Genomic DNA, 14,810 nt, shown 5'->3' on the forward strand with positions numbered 1-14,810 from the left:
GATCACGGTCCGTGCCCGTACGAGCCTGATGGGCATGGACAACCACACCTCTTCCAGGACCCCCGTCACCCTCCTCGGCCTCGGCGACATGGGCACCGCTCTCGCCCGCGCCTGGCTCGCCGCAGGACACCCGCTGACCGTATGGAACCGCACCCCCGCCAAGGCCGAACGCCTGGCGGCCGAGGGTGCCCGGGTGGCGGCGACGCCGGCCGAGGCGCTGGCCTCGGCGACCGGCCCCGTCGTGCTCTGCCTGCTGGACGACGCCTCCGTGGGCGAGACCTTGGAGGGCACCGACCTGACCGGCAAGGACCTGGTCGACCTGACCACCAACACGCCTGCCCGGTCCCGGCTGCGGGCCGCGTGGGCCGAGGAACGAGGAGCCGGGTTCCTGGACGGCGGGATCATGGCCGTCCCCCCGATGATCGGCCGGCCCGGGACGGGGGGCTATGTGTTCTACAGCGGCGACCGCGCGCTGTTCGAACGCCACCGCGACGTGCTGGAGGTTCCCGCCGGCGCGACGTTCGTCGGCGAGGACGCCGGCCACGCGGCACTGCACGACATCGCCCTGCTCAGCGCGATGACCGGCATGTTCGCGGGCATCACCCACGCCTTCGCCCTCGTGCGCCCCGAGAAGGACCTCGACCGGGCCGGTTTCGCCGCCCTGCTCGCGGAGTGGCTCGGCGCCATGTCCGGAATGACCCACGAGGTCGCCGCCCAGTTGGAGAGCGGCGACTACACGGAGGGCGTCACCTCCAACCTCGCCATGATGTCGGCGGGGAACGACGCGCTCCTCGCCACGGCCGAGGGCCAGTCGGTCGACCCCCGGCTCCTCACTCCCTACATGGACCTGATGCGCCGGCGGGTGGACCAGGGCCACGGCGACGAGGGCCTGGCCGGCACGGTCGACCTGCTCAGGGTCGAGTGAGGCGCGGCGGACGTCCGAGGGCCGACGGCCGGTGGACCAGCGCGCCGTCGCCCCCCATGTCCGCCGGTGCGTCCCGGCGGGCGGACCGGGATCACTGGAGGGGGATGTCGTGGCCCGGGCCGCGCTCGTCCTCCGGGCGTGGCCCGAACCAGCGGCGGTCGGACTCCTGGATCGCCACGTCGTTGATGCTTGCCTCGCGGCGGCTCATGAGGCCGCGCTCGTCGAACTCCCACAGCTCGTTGCCGTAACTGCGGAACCACCGGCCCGCGGCGTCGTGCCATTCGTACTGGAAGCGGACGGCTATGCGGTCGTCGTGGAAGGACCACAGGCTCTTGCGCAGGACGTAGTCCAGCTCACGCTCCCACTTGGCCGTGAGGAACTCGGCGATCTGCTCACGGCCCGTCAGGAAGACGTCCCGATTCCGCCAGACGGAGTCCTCGGTGTAGGCGAGGGCGACCTTGTGCGGGTCGCGGGTGTTCCAGGCGTCCTCGGCGGCCTGGACCTTGGCCAGGGCACTGTCGAGGTCGAACGGCGGGAAAGGCGGGCGCTGTTGTGTCATGACAGGCGATCCTGCCACGTGCCGGACAGCGGACTCCGACGGGCCGGAGGCCTGGGGCCTGTAGCCGGGGGCCGGATCGGGGATCACCGCGCAGGTCCTGTCATGCCCACGCAGAATCCGTCTCGAGGAGATTCAAAGAGCGCCCTCACCACCGGCCGGTCCGTGAGACGGGGACAAGGCCATGCTGTCGGCCCGCACTCCCGTTCTTGGGGATGTCCCTCGGTTGCAAGGGGCCTGCCGCGGAGCCAAGGGGCCCGTACCTGAATCAGCTGCGCGGGACGGTCCGTCCACGGTCTTCACGCATACGTTCGATCCGGCTCGTCCGGAGCCCCTTCCGAATACACCCGGACGGGCTAGGCGACAGAGCAGTGCCCTTCTCCCGCCTGGCCCGTGCACAGGTTGGAGTTGCGTCGTCACAGGGGCCATGAGTCCTTGGAAAGCGTGTCCTGCCGGATCTCACCATCAGGAGGAGACATGGACACTGTTCAGAACGGCCAGACGGCCCAAAGGCTGTCCGTGGTTTTCGCGGTCCGCGTGATCGAGGGCGGCGAGCAAGGGTTCCTGGAGATGTACGAGCAGATACGGAAAACCGTCGCTCGTAGCCCCGGGCACATCGTCGAACGACTGGGAGAGCCGGTCGACGGCTCCCGCCAGTGGGTGATCACCAGCGAATGGGAGACACCCGAACACTTCTTCGCCTGGCAGCAGAGCGATGACCACCAGGCGCTGGTGGCTCCGCTCCGCAACTGGGTCGACTCGACGCAGTCACTGCGGTTCCGGGTCATCAAGGAGACCGTGGAGGAGAAGTCATGACACCCACCATCAACGCTTCCGGCCCCGTCGCCGTCCTCGGTCTCGGAACGATGGGCTCCGGCCTGGCCTCACGTCTGCTCGCACAAGGTGTCCACGTGCGGGTCTGGAACCGCACCCCGGAGCGGGCCGAGCCGCTCGCCCGGGCCGGCGCCGTCGCCGCCGAACGCCCCAGCGAAGCCGTCGAGGGCACGAGCGCCGTCATCTGCACCGTCGCCGACGGCGACGCCCTCAAGACCGTGCTGCGGGGCCCGGACGGCGTCCTGGCCAGGGGCACCTACCCCGGCGCGCTGATCTGCGCCAGCACCGTCGCTCCCGAGGAGGTCGTCCGGCTCGCCGGTGACGTGCCCGCCGTCATGGACGTCGGCATGCTCGGCAACCGTGACCACGCCCGCGACGGCGAACTACGGCTGTTCGTCGGCGGCGAGGAGCGGGTCTTCACCGCCGGCCGGCCGCTGCTGGAGATGCTGGGCAAGGAGGTCGTCCATCTGGGCGCACTCGGCTCCGGCATGCGGATGAAGTTGCTCCTCAACCTCCTCATGGGGATAGAGGTGCAGGCCATGGCCGAGGCCGCCGAACTGGCGGCCGTCTGCGGCCTCGACAAGCGGCTCGTCCTCAGGACGATCGCGGGCAGCGGCTTCGCCTCGCCGGTCATGTCGTTCAAGTCGCGGCGCCTGGCCACCGGGCGCTTCGACGAGCCGGACTTCCGGCTGCGCCTGATGGCGAAGGACCTCATGCTCGCTACGGAGCAGGCGGCCGCGGCAGGCCTGCACCTTCCGCTCACCGCCGCAGCCGCACAGACCCACGCCCGTGCCATCGAGCAGGGGCTCGGCGACGAGGACTGCGCCGCGGTGACCCGCGCAGTCACACCGGAACCGGGAACCCAGACATGATCATCGACATCCACGGACATCTGTCCCCACCGGAGGCGGCCAGACGCTTCCCCATGCCCCCGAGCCTGACCGACGTCGACGGCATGCTCGCGGCCCGCGCCGAGGCCGGGATCAACCTCACCATCATCGGCAGCCCGGTGGGCGCCGGCGCGATGGCGCGGGTCCCGGGCGTGGACAACTACAAGCAGCCGCGCGACCGGCTACGTGGTTTCCACGCCTGGATGTCGGGGCTGATCGCCAAGTTCCCGGACCAGTTGCGCGGGTACGTCTACGCCAACCCGTTCGGGGACGACGATCACCTGGAAGGAGTGCGGGAGACCCTGGCGGACCCCGCGTTCGTCGGCCTGATCACCACGTCCAGCGTCCACGGCGAGCTGCTCGGCTCGCCTCGGGCGGACTCCTTCTTCGCGCTGGCCGCGGAGGCGGGAGTCCCGGTCCTGGTGCACGCACCGGCCGAGCCGGCCGGAACGGAGAAGGTGGACACCGTCGGCTTCGTCGAGCAGATCGGCCGGTTCGGCGACGTCACCCTGGGCATGGCCATGATCGCTTTCGCGGGATGGCTGGACAAGTACCCGCACCTGCGGCTGATCGGCGCGACCGGCGGCGGCGCGATGGCGCTGCTGCCGGAGCGCCTGCAGACGGCGGCGAGTCCCCGGCACTGGGGTGGCGGAGCACCGCCCCCCGCCGCCCCGGCCGCCGGTGCGGCCCCCGCACCGGGGGCCGCACCCGGCCGGCCGGCCCCGCCGCGCCGCCCTCGGTCCCGCCGTCGGCCGACCCCGCCGCGGCCCTGCAGCGCATGTACGTCGACACCAGCCCGTTCAGCCCGGCGCACCTGAGCCTCAACGCGGAGATCCTCGGGCCCGAGCGGATGCTGTTCGGCAGCGACTCGCCGCCGTTGTCCGCGCCGCTGGAGGACCTCATCCGCATGATCGAGAAGCTGCCCGTGGACAAGGCGTCCCAGCAGCTCATCCTCGGCGGCAACGCCGAGGCCCTCTTCGACCTCAGGAGCCGTCCGTGACCACCACGCAGGACCCCGTCACCACAGCCGAGCAGTGCACCGCCGACTTCCGGCGCAACCCGCACCCGGTGTACGCCGCCCTCCGGGACACGGCGCCCGTCTGCCCGATGAAGCCGCCGCACGGCGTCGAAACGTACCTGATCACACGGTACGAGGACGCCCGGGCCGCCCTCTCCGACCCCCGGCTGAGCAAGGACATGTACGGGGCCATGGACGCCTACCGGAGAATCTTCGGCGACTCGTCGGTCTCGCTGGACGACAACATGCTCAACGCCGACGCGCCCAAACACACCCGGCTGCGCAAGCTCGTCAACTCCGAGTTCACCCCGCGGCGCGTCGAGGCGCTGCGGCCGAAGATCCAGGACATCGTCGACCGGCTGCTCGACGCGTGCCCCACCGGCGAACCGCTGGACCTGCTGCCCGCGTTCGCTTTCCCGCTGCCGATCGCCGTGATCTGCGAACTGCTCGGCGTGCCACCCGAGGAACATGCCCTCATGCAGCACCTGTCCACCACGGTGGCACAGACGGGCTTCAGCAAGGAGTCCAAGCAGGCGCAGCAAAAGGCGGAGGAGGACCTGCACGCCTACTTCACCGAGCTCATCGCGCGCAAGCGCGGGCACCCGGGCGAGGACCTGCTCAGCGCGCTCATCGCGGCCCAGGACAAGGACGGCGGCCTCACGGAGAGCGAGTTGGTCTCGTCGGCGTTCCTGCTGATGTTCGCGGGCCACAAGACGACCGCGTACCTCATCGGCAACGCCGTGCACCACTTCCTGGCCAACCCCGCACAGCTGCGCGCCGTGCAGGAGAACCCGGATCTGGTCGGCCCCGCGGTGGAGGAGCTGCTGCGCTACGACGGCTCGGTGGAGAGCGCGACGTTCCGGTACGCGACCGAGGACGTGGAGATCGGCGGTACGTGGATCCCCAAGGGCGCACTGGTGCAGATCTCGCTCCTTTCGGCGAATCGCGATCCACGGAAGTTCGCCTCTCCGGACGACTTCGACGTGAGCCGGCCGGGAAACGCGCAGAGCGCCCATCTGGGGTTCGGCCACGGCAGCCACTACTGCCTGGGCGCACCGCTGGCCAGGTTGGAGATGCAACTGGCCCTCACCAGCCTGTTCGGCCGGTTCCCCGGGATCGCTCCGGCTGCTCCCGAAGCCGGGCCGAAGTGGATGGAAGTCCCCTTCCCGGCCTTCCGCGGCCTCGCGGAACTGCCGGTCGTGCTCGACCCGCAGCAACGACCGTAGGTCCGGCCGCGGTTCAGCACAGCATCTTTGCCGCACCGCGCGGCAATGGCCGGCTCTCCACCGAGGGAGCCGGCTCCGGCTGTTTCACCTCTGGGGCCGCCGGCCCGGACCGTCGTCGAACGTCACGGGCGCAAGGGCCACCGACACCCCGCCGCGCAACGCCCGCACGGCGGCAGTGCCGCGCCCGTACTCCCGGTGCGGGTCCTCCGCCCGGGCGGCGATTCCCATCCCGATATGCGTCGTCGTCTCGGCCATGGCCTCATCCTCGGCGGACAGGGCCGGCGATCGATCTGCCACCCCCGGTACGGGGGTTCGGGGAACCGAACCCCCATACCGGCAGTTGGTGTGTCCGGTGGACCCGCGGCAGAGCGGCCGGCCCGGTCGCATTCGCAGTCACCGTGAACGCATTCTCCGAGCGTCCGACTGGTACGTAGGAAGTGCCGGCCGGCGCGGTCGCCGGGGGCTGCACCCCGGCGGTCGGTCAGCGGGCGGCGAGGAGCTCGAGCGTGTCGATCACGCGGTTCGAGAAGCCCCACTCGTTGTCGTACCACGCGACCACCTTGATGTGGCGGCCGTCGACGCGGGTGAGGGCCGAGTCGAAGATCGACGAGGCGGGATTGCCCACGATGTCGGACGACACGAGCGGGTCGTCCGAGTACTCGAGGATGCCGGCGAGGGGCCCTTCCGCGGCGGCGCGGTACGCCGCCAGCACGTCGTCGCGCGTCACGTCGCGGGCGACGGTCGTGTTGAGTTCGACGATCGAGCCCACCGGCACCGGGACGCGGATCGAGTCGCCGGACAGCTTGCCGTCGAGGTTGGGCAGGACCACGCCGATCGCCTTGGCGGCACCGGTCGTGGTCGGCACGATGTTGACGCCGGCGGCCCGGGCGCGACGGGCGTCGCGGTGCGGGCCGTCCTGCAGGTTCTGCTCCTGCGTGTAGGCGTGCACCGTCGTCATGAACCCGTGCTCGATACCGGCGAGTTCGTCGAGGACCGCGGCCAGCGGCGCGAGCGCGTTGGTGGTGCAGGAGGCGTTCGAGACGACCGTGTGCACGGCCGGGTCGTAGGCGTCGGTGTTGACCCCGAAAGCGAGGGTGACGTCGGCGCCGTCCGACGGCGCACTGACGAGTACCTTCTTCGCACCCGCGTCGAGGTGGGCGCGGGCGGCCTTGGCCGAGGTGAAGCGGCCGGTGGCTTCCAGGACGATGTCGACGCCGAGTTCGGCCCAGGGCAGCTGCGCCGGTTCGCGTTCGGCCAGCACCGTGATCCGACGGCCGTCGACGACGAGGGCGTCCCCGTCGACGGTCACCGGGCGCCCGAGCCGGCCGGCCGTGCTGTCGTAGGCGAGCAGCCGGGCGAGAGTGGCGGGCTCGGTCAAGTCGTTGACGGCGACGATCTCGAGGGCGCTGTCGCGCTCCAGCAGTGCGCGCAGCACATTGCGCCCGATGCGGCCGAATCCATTGATGGCGATGCGAGTCATGAGTGAGTGTCCCTTCCCTTCCGCACAAGGCTCGCCCGCGGCTCGCGCCGCTGACAGTGGCGGGATCGCCATGGTTCAAAAGGATCCCGCCACTGTCGGCGGCGGGCGGGTCACTCGCCCCGGGTGAAGGTGCGCCGGTACTCGCTCGGTGTGGTGCCGAGGATGCGCTGGAAGTGCAGGCGCAGGTTCGCTCCGGTGCCGAGCCCGACGTCGGCGGCGATCTGTTCGACGCTCCGCTGCGAGCGCTCGAGCAGTTCGCGGGCCAGATCGATGCGGGCGCGCATCACCCACTGCAACGGCGTGTAGCCGGTCTCGTCGACGAAGCGCCGGGAGAACGTGCGCGGCGAGACCCCCGCCTGCCGCGCCAGTGTGTCGAGGGTGAGGGGCTCTCCGAGCCGGTGCAGCGCCCACTCGCGGGTGGCGGCGAACCGCTCACCGAGCGGCTCGGGGACGCTGCGCGGCACGTACTGGGCCTGGCCGCCGCTGCGGTAGGGGGCCGCGACCAGACGCCGTGCCGCGTGGTTGGACGCGGCCACTCCGAGGTCGCCGCGCAGGATGTGCAGGCACAGGTCGATGCCGGAGGCGGCGCCGGCCGAGGTGAGCACGCTGCCCTCGTCGACGAACAGCACGTTCTCGTCCACCCGGACGAGCGGATGCCTGGCCACGAGTGCCCGCGTGTAGTGCCAGTGCGTCGTGGCGCGCCTGCCGTCGAGCAGACCCGTCGCGGCGAGTGCGAAGGCACCCGTCGAGATGGCGGCGAGCCGCGCGCCACGGTCGTGGGCGGCGATCAGTGCCTCGACGACGGCCTGCGGCGGGTCGTCGCGGTCCGGGAACCGGTAGCCCGGGACGAACACGATGTCGGCCCACGCAAGTGCGTCGAGGCCGTGGGCGACGGAGTAAGCGAGGCCGTCGCCGCCGGTCACGAGACCGGGTGCCGCCCCGCACACCCGCACCTCGTACGGCATGCTCGCTCGGGTCGTGAAAACCTGCGCGGGGATTCCGACATCCAGCGGCTTCGCACCCTCGAGCACAAGGACGGCGACGCGATGCAGACGTTGTGCGGGCACACGGAGAGGTTACGTGGCGCGTGACCCTGAGCCGTCGCTCGATCCCTCGGATCCGGGGCGAGGGCATGCTCGCCGGCATCTCCTTCACCATTTGTCGACACCACCATCGCTCGCTCGGTGTCGGTCACGAAGGCCGTGCGGCCGGACGAACCGGTCAGGCAGATGTCGCGCGCCCGCCGCTGATGCTCGAAAGACCTTAGTCCTCCAGGGTGTCGACCCCTTGGTCCTTCTCGGCGCCCGGGTCCACGTCCGCCCCGATCTGGCCCCTCGCCCGCCTGCCGACGACCGCGGCCGCGGCGAGCGCGCTGGCCGCGAAGGCGGCCGCGAGGATCCACGGGCCGTCGAAGCGGTGGCGGGTCGCATGGTCGAGGGAGTAGCGGCCGGGGCCCATGACGCCGATGGCGGCCGCGGTGAAGCCGAGGAACGCCGGGTATTCGAAGCCGCCGGACTGGGCGAAGAAGCCCGCCGGTGCGTGGACGGAGACGGCGCCCGCCATGTTGCCGGTCACCGCCGCGCCCGCGGCGGGAGTGGCGAGCCCGAGGGCGAGCAGCACACCGCCGCCCGCCTCCGCGATGCCCGCGGCCATCGCGCTCTCCTTGGGCGGGTGGAAGCCCATGGCCTCCATGCCCTTGGCGGTGCCTTCGAGGCCGCCGCCGCCGAACCAGCCGAAGAGTTTCTGGGTGCCGTGGGCGACGAGGACGGCGCCGGTCCCGACGCGCAGGACGAGCAGACCGAGGTCACGTCGGTTGAGGGGGGTCATCGGTACTCCCGGGAGCGACGAGGATGGGCGACGTCATCCACTCTCGGGCCGCCGGGAGCCGGGGCCGTTGCGTTGCTGGACCGTCCGGGTGAGGCGGGAGATGCGCGGTCGGCTCGCCGGGCTGCCGGCGGCCGCCCACAGGTGGTGCATCGCGTAGGAACTCCAAGGCCGCCAGCGCCCGGTGTCCGCGCCGGCGGGGACCGCCGGGTCGCCGGGCAGCAGGACGTCGGGGTCGCCGAGGGCGTGCATGCGGATCCGGGCGGCGGTCCGGGCGTCCATGCCGGGCAACCGCAGCAGCCGGAGCTCCGTCTCCTCGCGGTCCGCGCCGGGGTCGAGCACCACGTCGCCGGTGGCAAGCGCATCTGCCAGGGCGCGCAGCGCGGGGTGGTCGGTACCGGTCAGGTCCCGCGCGCGGGGAAAAGGTGGGTGAGGCCGCCGCTCGGTGCGGAGAGCCGCTCGCCGTGCGCGGCCACGAGTGTGTTCGCGGCCGACGTTCCGACCACTGTGCGGATCGCCGATTCATGGGGGTCGGCCGCACCGGGGATACGTAGGCCGGGGCGGGACGCGACATGGGGCGCGAGGGACGGGTCGGCGGCGAGTCGCTCGGCGACGGCGCACGGGTCGGCGTCGAGATCGAGGAGGCGGCGCATCCGCTGGTTGGCGGTGGTCAGGTCGCGCAGGTCCGTCAGATGCAGTCGGCAGTCCAGCCAGCGGTCGCTGCCGGGGCGTTCGCGGACCTCGGCGATCCCGGCCCCGCCGGGCAGCCGCAGGGTACGGCGGTAGGTACGGTCGCCGGGCCCGCCGGTGACCTCCTCGATGCCGGTGACGGCGTGGGCGGCCAGGTGGTCGAACATCCGGTCCGCCAGGTACGGGCCCCGGTGCGCGAGCCGCAGCGGGATCCCGGCGGCGCCCTTGTCGGCTGCGGGGCGTCCGGGTCTGAGGGCGCGCAGTTCGGTGGGGGTGGCGGCGTAGATCTCCCGGATGGTGTCGTTGAACTGGCGGATGCTGGCGAAGCCGGCCGCGAAAGCGATCTCGGCGGCCTGCAGCGTCGTCGTCTGGAGGAGTACGCGTGCGGTGTGGCCGCGCTGGGCACGGGCCAGCGCGATGGGGCCCGCGCCGAGTTCGGCGTTGAGTTGGCGCTGTACCTGGCGGGCGCTGTAGCCGAGCCGGTCGGCGAGGCCCGCGACGCCTTCCCGGTCGACGATGCCGTCGCCGATCAGCCGCACGGCCCGGCCGACGACGTCCGCGCGGACGTTCCATTCGGCGGAGCCGGGGACCGCGTCGGGCCGACAGCGGCGGCAGGCTCGGAAGCCGGCGCTCTGGGCGGCCGCGGCGGTGGGGTGGAACGACACGTTCTCGCGCTTGGGCGTGACGGCGGGACAGCTGGGCCGGCAGTAGATGCCGGTCGTGGAGACGGCGAAGAAGAACACTCCGTCGAAACGCGCGTCCCGGCTGCTCACCGCCTGGTACCGGCTGTCCTCCACCGTGCGTGCCTCGGTCGTCATACGGCCAGTATGGGCGGCCCTCCGGCTCCGGTCCGGCGGGAATCGGACATGACGCTGACGCGGACCGGGCCGCCGCCGGGGTCGGCCGCGGCCGTCCAGCGGGCGCGCAGGTGGAGGGGCCGGCCGGGCAGGGCGGTGTGCGGCAGACGCTGCCGCTCCAGCACCCGGCCGTCCTGGCGGACGACGAGGACGGGCGCGGAGAGGCGTTCCGCGACGCGCAGGGTGAAGCGCTCTCCGAGCGGCGGCGGGCCGTCGGGGTCCACACGGTTCGGTGCGGCCCACAGCAGCGGCGGTTCGACCAGGATCGGCACTCCCCCGCCCGGCCAGGGCTCCGTGCCGGCCAGGTGCGCGAGGACCGGGCCGGTGACGCCGCGGCCCTCGGCGGCGGCGCCCACCGCCGGCTCGCCGCCGTGCAGCAGGTTCCCGACGGCGAACACGCCGGGCACGGCGGTGCGGAAGGCGGTGTCGACGGCCGGTCCGCGGGTGCCTGGGGCGAGGGCGATGCCGCCGCGCCGGGCGAGTTCGTGCTCCGGGATCCAGTCGCCGGTGAACACGACGGTGTCGCAGTCGAGGAGTGCGCCGCGGCCGTCGTCGCCCCGTATGCGGACGCCCGTCAGCCTGCCGTGGCCGGTGAGCTCCACGACGGTCGACCCGGTGAGCAGCGGGAACCGGTGGCGCGGTGACGGCAGGGGGCCGCGGGTCCCTTCGGTGACCAGGGCGACGACGTGGGCCCCGGCCGTCCGCAGGGTGTCGACGGCGGCGCGGGCGACGGCGTCGTCGCCTGGCGTGGCCACGACGACGGCGTGGCTGCCGACCGGCTGGCCGTGGACATGTACGGCCTGCTGGAGTTCGCCGGTGGTGAGGACGCCGGCCGGCCGGGTCCCGGGGACCAGCCGGGCGCTGCGCGGCCGTTCACGGGCGCCGGTCGCCAGGACGACGGCGGCTGCGGTGAGGCGCTCGAGGCCGTGCGGGCCCGTCGTGTCGAGGGTGCGGGGGCCCGCCCAGCCGGTGGCCGTGACACCCGTGCGCACCGCGGCGCCGGCGGCGAGGGCCGCGTCGGCGAGGCGCTTGGCGTAGCAAGGGCCGGTGGTCGGGCGGTGGCGTGGTCCGAAGCCCCGGTGGTGGCTGTGGCGTGGGATGCCGCCGGGCTCCTGTTCGCGTTCGAGCACCTCGACACGGCCGGCGCGTGCCGCGGCCAGGTGGGTCGCGGCGGCGAGCCCGGCGGGTCCGGCGCCGACGACGAGGACGTCCACGGCCCGCTCGGTGCGGCTCATCGGCGGCCGTCCTCGAACAGCGCGCGAACGGCGGGTCCGCAGGAGAAGCCCTGGCAGCGGCCGCCGCGGGCCCGGGTGCGGCGCCGCAGTCCGTCGAGCGATCCGGGCGGGACGGTGCTGGTGAGCGCGTCGCGGATCTCGCCGCGGGTGACGCGTTCGCAGTGGCAGACGATCGTCCCGTACGCGGGGTCGGCGGCGATCAGGTCCGCCCGCTGGTACGGGCGTGGCCGGGCCTCGCCGATGTTCGGCATGGGTACCGGTTCGAGGTCGCGGGCGGGTCCGAGGTGGAGTCCCGCGTCGCCGAGGAGGCCGGTGACGTAGTCGGCGATCGCCATGGAGGCGGTCAGTCCTGTGGAGCGGATGCCTCCGACCGTGACGTACCGCAGGCGGGGGTGCGCCCGGATGCGGTAGTCGTCGTGTCCGGTGGCGGCGCGCAGTCCGGCGTAGACGGCGGTGACCTCCTCGTCGATCAGTGCGGGCAGGATCCGTCGGCCCGTGGCCCGCAGGGTCTCGAGGCCTTCGGCGCTCGAGCCGGTGTCCCGCTTGTCGTCGAGGTCCTCCGCGGTGGGGCCGAGGATCACGTTCCCGTACACGGTCGGTGCGACGAGGACGCCCTTGCCGAGCGCCGTGGGCACGGGGAGCAGGATGTGCCCGACGAGCGGGCGGGCGAGCTTGTCGTAGACGATGAGCTGGCCGCGCCGGGGGGTGACGGTGAAGTCCTGGCGGCCGAGGCGGCGGTCGAGCTCGTCGGCGTGCAGTCCGGCCGCGTTGACGAGGTAGCGGGTGCGCAACAGGCCGCGGGAGGTGGCCAGTTCGTGGTGGGTGCCGGCCGTGACGGACTGCACCCGGCAGTTCAGGTGCAGGTCGACGCCGGCGCGGACGGCCTGGGTGGCGTAGGCGAGGGTCGTCGTCCACGGGCAGATGATCCACTCGTCGGGGACCTCGAGGGCGCCGAGCGCCCCGGGGCCCAGGTGCGGTTCCCTGCGGGCGAGTTCGGCCGCGTCGAGCAGGCGGGTGGCGTGGTAGCCGTTCCGGGCGGCCTTGGCGGCGAGTGCGGGCAGGGTGGCGAGCTGTTCCCGGTCCCAGGCGACGAGGAGCGCGCCGACGGGTTCGACGGGGATGCCGCTCTGTTCTGCGTAGGCGGCGAGGCGGTGCCGGCCTTCGCGTACCAGCCGGGACTCCAGGGTGCCGGGCGCCGCGTCGAAGCCGGTGTGCAGGATGGCCGTGTTGGCCTTGGAGGTGCCGTTGCCGACGTCGTCGCCCGCTTCGACGAGGGCTACGCGCAGGCGGTGGCGGGCGAGTTCGCGGGCGACGGCGGTTCCGACGACTCCGGCGCCGACGACGATCACGTCGTGCAGACGGTCGGGCAGTTCGCCGCCGGCGGTGACGGTCATCGCGTGCCGTGGTCCCCGGCGGCCGACGGGGAGCGCTCGAGGAGGGCCTCGACCTCCGCGCGGAAGGCACCGAGGCGTTCGGCGGCCCGGTCGGCGCTGATACGGGGTTCGTAGACGGCGGACGGCTTCCGGGCGGGGACCACCTGCTCCGGTGTCAGGCGTGGGTCGATGCCGAGGCGGGCGACGGCGGCGGCTCCCAGTGCGGTCGCGTCGGGCAGTGCGGAGACCTCAACCGGCAGTTGGAGCAGGTCGGCCTGCGCCTGCATGAGGATCGCGGACCGGGTGAGGCCGCCGTCGACGCGCAGCGCGGTCAGCGGGGAGCCGAGGTCGGTGGCGACGGCTTCGGTGAGGCAGACGACCTGTGCGGCGATGCCTTCACACAGTGCGCGCACGAGGTGGCCGGGGCCGGTCTCGAGTCCCAGGCCGGTGACCGAGCCTCTGACGTCGCCGCGCCACCAGGGCGCGGCCAGTCCGGCGAGCGCCGGCACGAAGGTGACGCCGCCGCTGTCGGGGACGGTCGAGCCGACGCTGTCGAGGTCCGCGGCGCCGGAGACGACCCCGAGGCCGGTGAGCCATCGGACGGCGGAGGCGGCGGTGTAGACCTGGCCGTCCAGGCAGTAGCTCGCCTTTCCGCCGAGCCGCCAGGCGACGCAGCCGACGAGCCCGGTGGTGGAACGGTGCGGCCGGTGACCGGTGTGGGCGAGCAGGAAGGCCCCCGTGCCGTAGGTGCACTTGGCGGCGCCCGGTTCGGTGACGCGCTGGGCGAGGAGGGCCGCCTGCTGGTCCACGAGCAGTCCGGTGAGCGGTGTCCCGGGGCCGAAGGCGGTGGTGACTCCGACGGGCCCCGCGGCGTCCACGACCTCGGGCAGCCGTTCGCCGGACAGGCCGAACAGGTCGAGTGCCCGCTGCGACCAGGCGACCTGGTCGAGGTCGAGGAGCTGGGTGCGGCCGGCGGTTGCCGCGTCGGTGACGAACGCGCCGGTGAGCCTGTGCACGAGCCAGGAGTCGCTGGTGGTGACGACGCCTTCGCGGGTGAGCTCGCGACGGATCCACGCCATCTTGGGCGCGGCGAAGTACGGGTCCAGCGGTAAGCCGGTGAGCTGGGTCAACTCTGCTGCGTGCGCCGCGAGTTCGGCGCAAAGGGGTTCGGCGCGCCGGTCCTGCCAGACGATCGCCCCGGTGAGCGGCTCGCCGGTCGCCGGGTCCCAGGCGAGGACGGTCTCGCCCTGGTTGGCCAGGCCGACGGCGTCGACCGGCTCACCGGCGTCGGCGAGTGCCCTGCGCCCTGCGCCGAGGACGGAGTCGAGCAGCTCGGCGGGGTCCACCTCGACGCGTCCGCCGGGGCCGTAGCGGGGGGACACGGGCACGAAGCCTGTGCCGATCACGCCGCGTTCGGGGCAGACGACGAGCGCCTTGGTGCCGGAGGTGCCCTGGTCGACGGCAAGCACCGGGCCCGTCATCGGCCACCCCGCTCTCCGGTAGAAGAAACCTTGATCGCAGACGAAAGCGTGGGGCAGGCCGCCGCCGCCGTCAAGGGGCGGCGGACCACGCCCCGGCGGGCGGCGACGTGGTCAACCGGTTGCCGCGCGGCGCGGCTTGAGTAAGATCGGCCCGCAGCGGAAGCGATGCGGGGGACGGCGCGGTTCCCCGTACGTGCCCGACCGCCGTCGACGTCCGGCCGACCACCGCCGTCGACGCTCGCCTCAGCCCCCCACTGCCCCAAGAGGCCCGATGACGACCAACTCTCCCCCCTGGCTCCACCCTGCGACGGAACACGGAGCGGACCGCGCGACGGCCGGCGGACCGGTCGGCGCGGTGACGGGCTCGACGGCCGCGGCGACGGGCTCGACGGCCCGGCAGCCGTGTTAGGCGGCCTCTCCC

At 73.0% G+C, this 14,810-nt stretch carries 14 protein-coding genes and 1 pseudogene; 6 read left to right on the forward strand and 9 right to left on the reverse strand.

From position 1 onward, the window contains the following. Window positions 1-34 precede the first annotated feature (34 nt). Window positions 35-925, forward strand: a complete 891-nt coding sequence (locus GLX30_RS04255; protein WP_159694856.1) for an NAD(P)-binding domain-containing protein — start codon at window positions 35-37, stop codon at window positions 923-925. A gap of 91 nt (window positions 926-1,016) precedes the next feature. On the opposite strand, the gene GLX30_RS04260 is transcribed toward GLX30_RS04255, so the two are convergent. Then, complete coding sequence (locus tag GLX30_RS04260; protein ID WP_159683715.1) at window positions 1,017-1,484, reverse strand: nuclear transport factor 2 family protein; 468 nt, start codon at window positions 1,482-1,484, stop codon at window positions 1,017-1,019. A gap of 474 nt (window positions 1,485-1,958) precedes the next feature. On the opposite strand from GLX30_RS04260, the gene GLX30_RS04265 reads away from it, so the two are divergent. From GLX30_RS04265 to GLX30_RS04280, 5 genes are read left to right on the forward strand one after another with little or no spacing between them, the layout of a single operon-like run. Next, window positions 1,959-2,297 (forward strand): antibiotic biosynthesis monooxygenase family protein, encoded by a 339-nt coding sequence (locus GLX30_RS04265; RefSeq protein WP_159683718.1) that lies wholly within the window; start codon window positions 1,959-1,961, stop codon window positions 2,295-2,297. Next, window positions 2,294-3,187, forward strand: a complete 894-nt coding sequence (locus GLX30_RS04270) for an NAD(P)-dependent oxidoreductase (protein ID WP_159683721.1) — start codon at window positions 2,294-2,296, stop codon at window positions 3,185-3,187. The genes GLX30_RS04265 and GLX30_RS04270 overlap by 4 nt, the downstream gene beginning before the upstream one ends. Beyond that, window positions 3,184-4,023: an amidohydrolase family protein gene (locus tag GLX30_RS04275; RefSeq protein ID WP_279632550.1), complete on the forward strand. Its 840-nt coding sequence runs from the start codon at window positions 3,184-3,186 to the stop codon at window positions 4,021-4,023. Before GLX30_RS04270 ends, GLX30_RS04275 begins: the two co-directional genes overlap by 4 nt. Then, window positions 3,984-4,205 (forward strand): amidohydrolase family protein, encoded by a 222-nt coding sequence (locus GLX30_RS35830; protein ID WP_279632551.1) that lies wholly within the window; start codon window positions 3,984-3,986, stop codon window positions 4,203-4,205. The genes GLX30_RS04275 and GLX30_RS35830 overlap by 40 nt, the downstream gene beginning before the upstream one ends. Beyond that, window positions 4,202-5,449 carry a cytochrome P450 gene (locus GLX30_RS04280; RefSeq protein WP_159683724.1) on the forward strand — a complete coding sequence of 416 codons (1,248 nt, stop codon included), beginning with the start codon at window positions 4,202-4,204 and terminating at the stop codon, window positions 5,447-5,449. The genes GLX30_RS35830 and GLX30_RS04280 overlap by 4 nt, the downstream gene beginning before the upstream one ends. Before the next feature lie 84 nt (window positions 5,450-5,533). Here the strand turns inward: GLX30_RS04280 and GLX30_RS04285 are convergent, their stop codons facing one another. The 8 genes and pseudogenes from GLX30_RS04285 to GLX30_RS04320 all read right to left on the reverse strand — a co-directional run bounded on the left by GLX30_RS04285 (window position 5,534) and on the right by GLX30_RS04320 (window position 14,389). Beyond that, window positions 5,534-5,704 (reverse strand): hypothetical protein, encoded by a 171-nt coding sequence (locus tag GLX30_RS04285; RefSeq protein WP_244258000.1) that lies wholly within the window; start codon window positions 5,702-5,704, stop codon window positions 5,534-5,536. A gap of 226 nt (window positions 5,705-5,930) precedes the next feature. Further along, window positions 5,931-6,929 carry a type I glyceraldehyde-3-phosphate dehydrogenase gene (gene gap / locus GLX30_RS04290; RefSeq protein ID WP_159683727.1) on the reverse strand — a complete coding sequence of 333 codons (999 nt, stop codon included), beginning with the start codon at window positions 6,927-6,929 and terminating at the stop codon, window positions 5,931-5,933. Between the two features lie 110 nt (window positions 6,930-7,039). After that, the gene (locus GLX30_RS04295) at window positions 7,040-7,996 is read right to left on the reverse strand and encodes a helix-turn-helix domain-containing protein (RefSeq protein WP_159683730.1); all 957 of its coding nucleotides are present in this window, start codon (window positions 7,994-7,996) and stop codon (window positions 7,040-7,042) included. A gap of 196 nt (window positions 7,997-8,192) precedes the next feature. Then, window positions 8,193-8,756, reverse strand: coding sequence for a DoxX family protein (locus GLX30_RS04300; protein ID WP_159683733.1), 564 nt, complete (start codon window positions 8,754-8,756; stop codon window positions 8,193-8,195). A 33-nt stretch (window positions 8,757-8,789) separates the two neighbouring features. Continuing rightward, window positions 8,790-10,261 (reverse strand): annotated as a pseudogene (locus GLX30_RS04305) (AlkA N-terminal domain-containing protein). Then, complete coding sequence (locus tag GLX30_RS04310) at window positions 10,258-11,535, reverse strand: FAD-dependent oxidoreductase (RefSeq protein WP_159683736.1); 1,278 nt, start codon at window positions 11,533-11,535, stop codon at window positions 10,258-10,260. Before GLX30_RS04310 ends, GLX30_RS04305 begins: the two are co-directional and overlap by 4 nt. Next, window positions 11,532-12,929: an FAD-dependent oxidoreductase gene (locus GLX30_RS04315; RefSeq protein ID WP_159683739.1), complete on the reverse strand. Its 1,398-nt coding sequence runs from the start codon at window positions 12,927-12,929 to the stop codon at window positions 11,532-11,534. The genes GLX30_RS04310 and GLX30_RS04315 overlap by 4 nt, the downstream gene beginning before the upstream one ends. After that, window positions 12,926-14,389 (reverse strand): FGGY family carbohydrate kinase, encoded by a 1,464-nt coding sequence (locus GLX30_RS04320; protein ID WP_159683742.1) that lies wholly within the window; start codon window positions 14,387-14,389, stop codon window positions 12,926-12,928. The genes GLX30_RS04315 and GLX30_RS04320 overlap by 4 nt, the downstream gene beginning before the upstream one ends. Window positions 14,390-14,810 lie beyond the last annotated feature (421 nt).

This window comes from Streptomyces sp. Tu 2975 (genome assembly GCF_009832925.1).
GTDB lineage: Bacteria > Actinomycetota > Actinomycetes > Streptomycetales > Streptomycetaceae > Streptomyces.

Bases quoted from the DNA above. Each gene is read 5' to 3' on its own strand.
- GLX30_RS04320 (WP_159683742.1), bottom strand. From the start codon at position 14,389: ATGACGGGCCCGGTGCTTGCCGTCGACCAGGGCACCTCCGGCACCAAG.
- GLX30_RS04310 (WP_159683736.1), bottom strand. From the start codon at position 11,535: ATGAGCCGCACCGAGCGGGCCGTGGACGTCCTCGTCGTCGGCGCCGGA.
- GLX30_RS04300 (WP_159683733.1), bottom strand. From the start codon at position 8,756: ATGACCCCCCTCAACCGACGTGACCTCGGTCTGCTCGTCCTGCGCGTC.
- GLX30_RS04265 (WP_159683718.1), top strand. From the start codon at position 1,959: ATGGACACTGTTCAGAACGGCCAGACGGCCCAAAGGCTGTCCGTGGTT.
- GLX30_RS04270 (WP_159683721.1), top strand. From the start codon at position 2,294: ATGACACCCACCATCAACGCTTCCGGCCCCGTCGCCGTCCTCGGTCTC.
- GLX30_RS04285 (WP_244258000.1), bottom strand. From the start codon at position 5,704: ATGGCCGAGACGACGACGCATATCGGGATGGGAATCGCCGCCCGGGCG.
- GLX30_RS04260 (WP_159683715.1), bottom strand. From the start codon at position 1,484: ATGACACAACAGCGCCCGCCTTTCCCGCCGTTCGACCTCGACAGTGCC.
- gap (WP_159683727.1), bottom strand. From the start codon at position 6,929: ATGACTCGCATCGCCATCAATGGATTCGGCCGCATCGGGCGCAATGTG.
- GLX30_RS04275 (WP_279632550.1), top strand. From the start codon at position 3,184: ATGATCATCGACATCCACGGACATCTGTCCCCACCGGAGGCGGCCAGA.
- GLX30_RS04255 (WP_159694856.1), top strand. From the start codon at position 35: ATGGACAACCACACCTCTTCCAGGACCCCCGTCACCCTCCTCGGCCTC.
- GLX30_RS04315 (WP_159683739.1), bottom strand. From the start codon at position 12,929: ATGACCGTCACCGCCGGCGGCGAACTGCCCGACCGTCTGCACGACGTG.
- GLX30_RS35830 (WP_279632551.1), top strand. From the start codon at position 3,984: ATGTACGTCGACACCAGCCCGTTCAGCCCGGCGCACCTGAGCCTCAAC.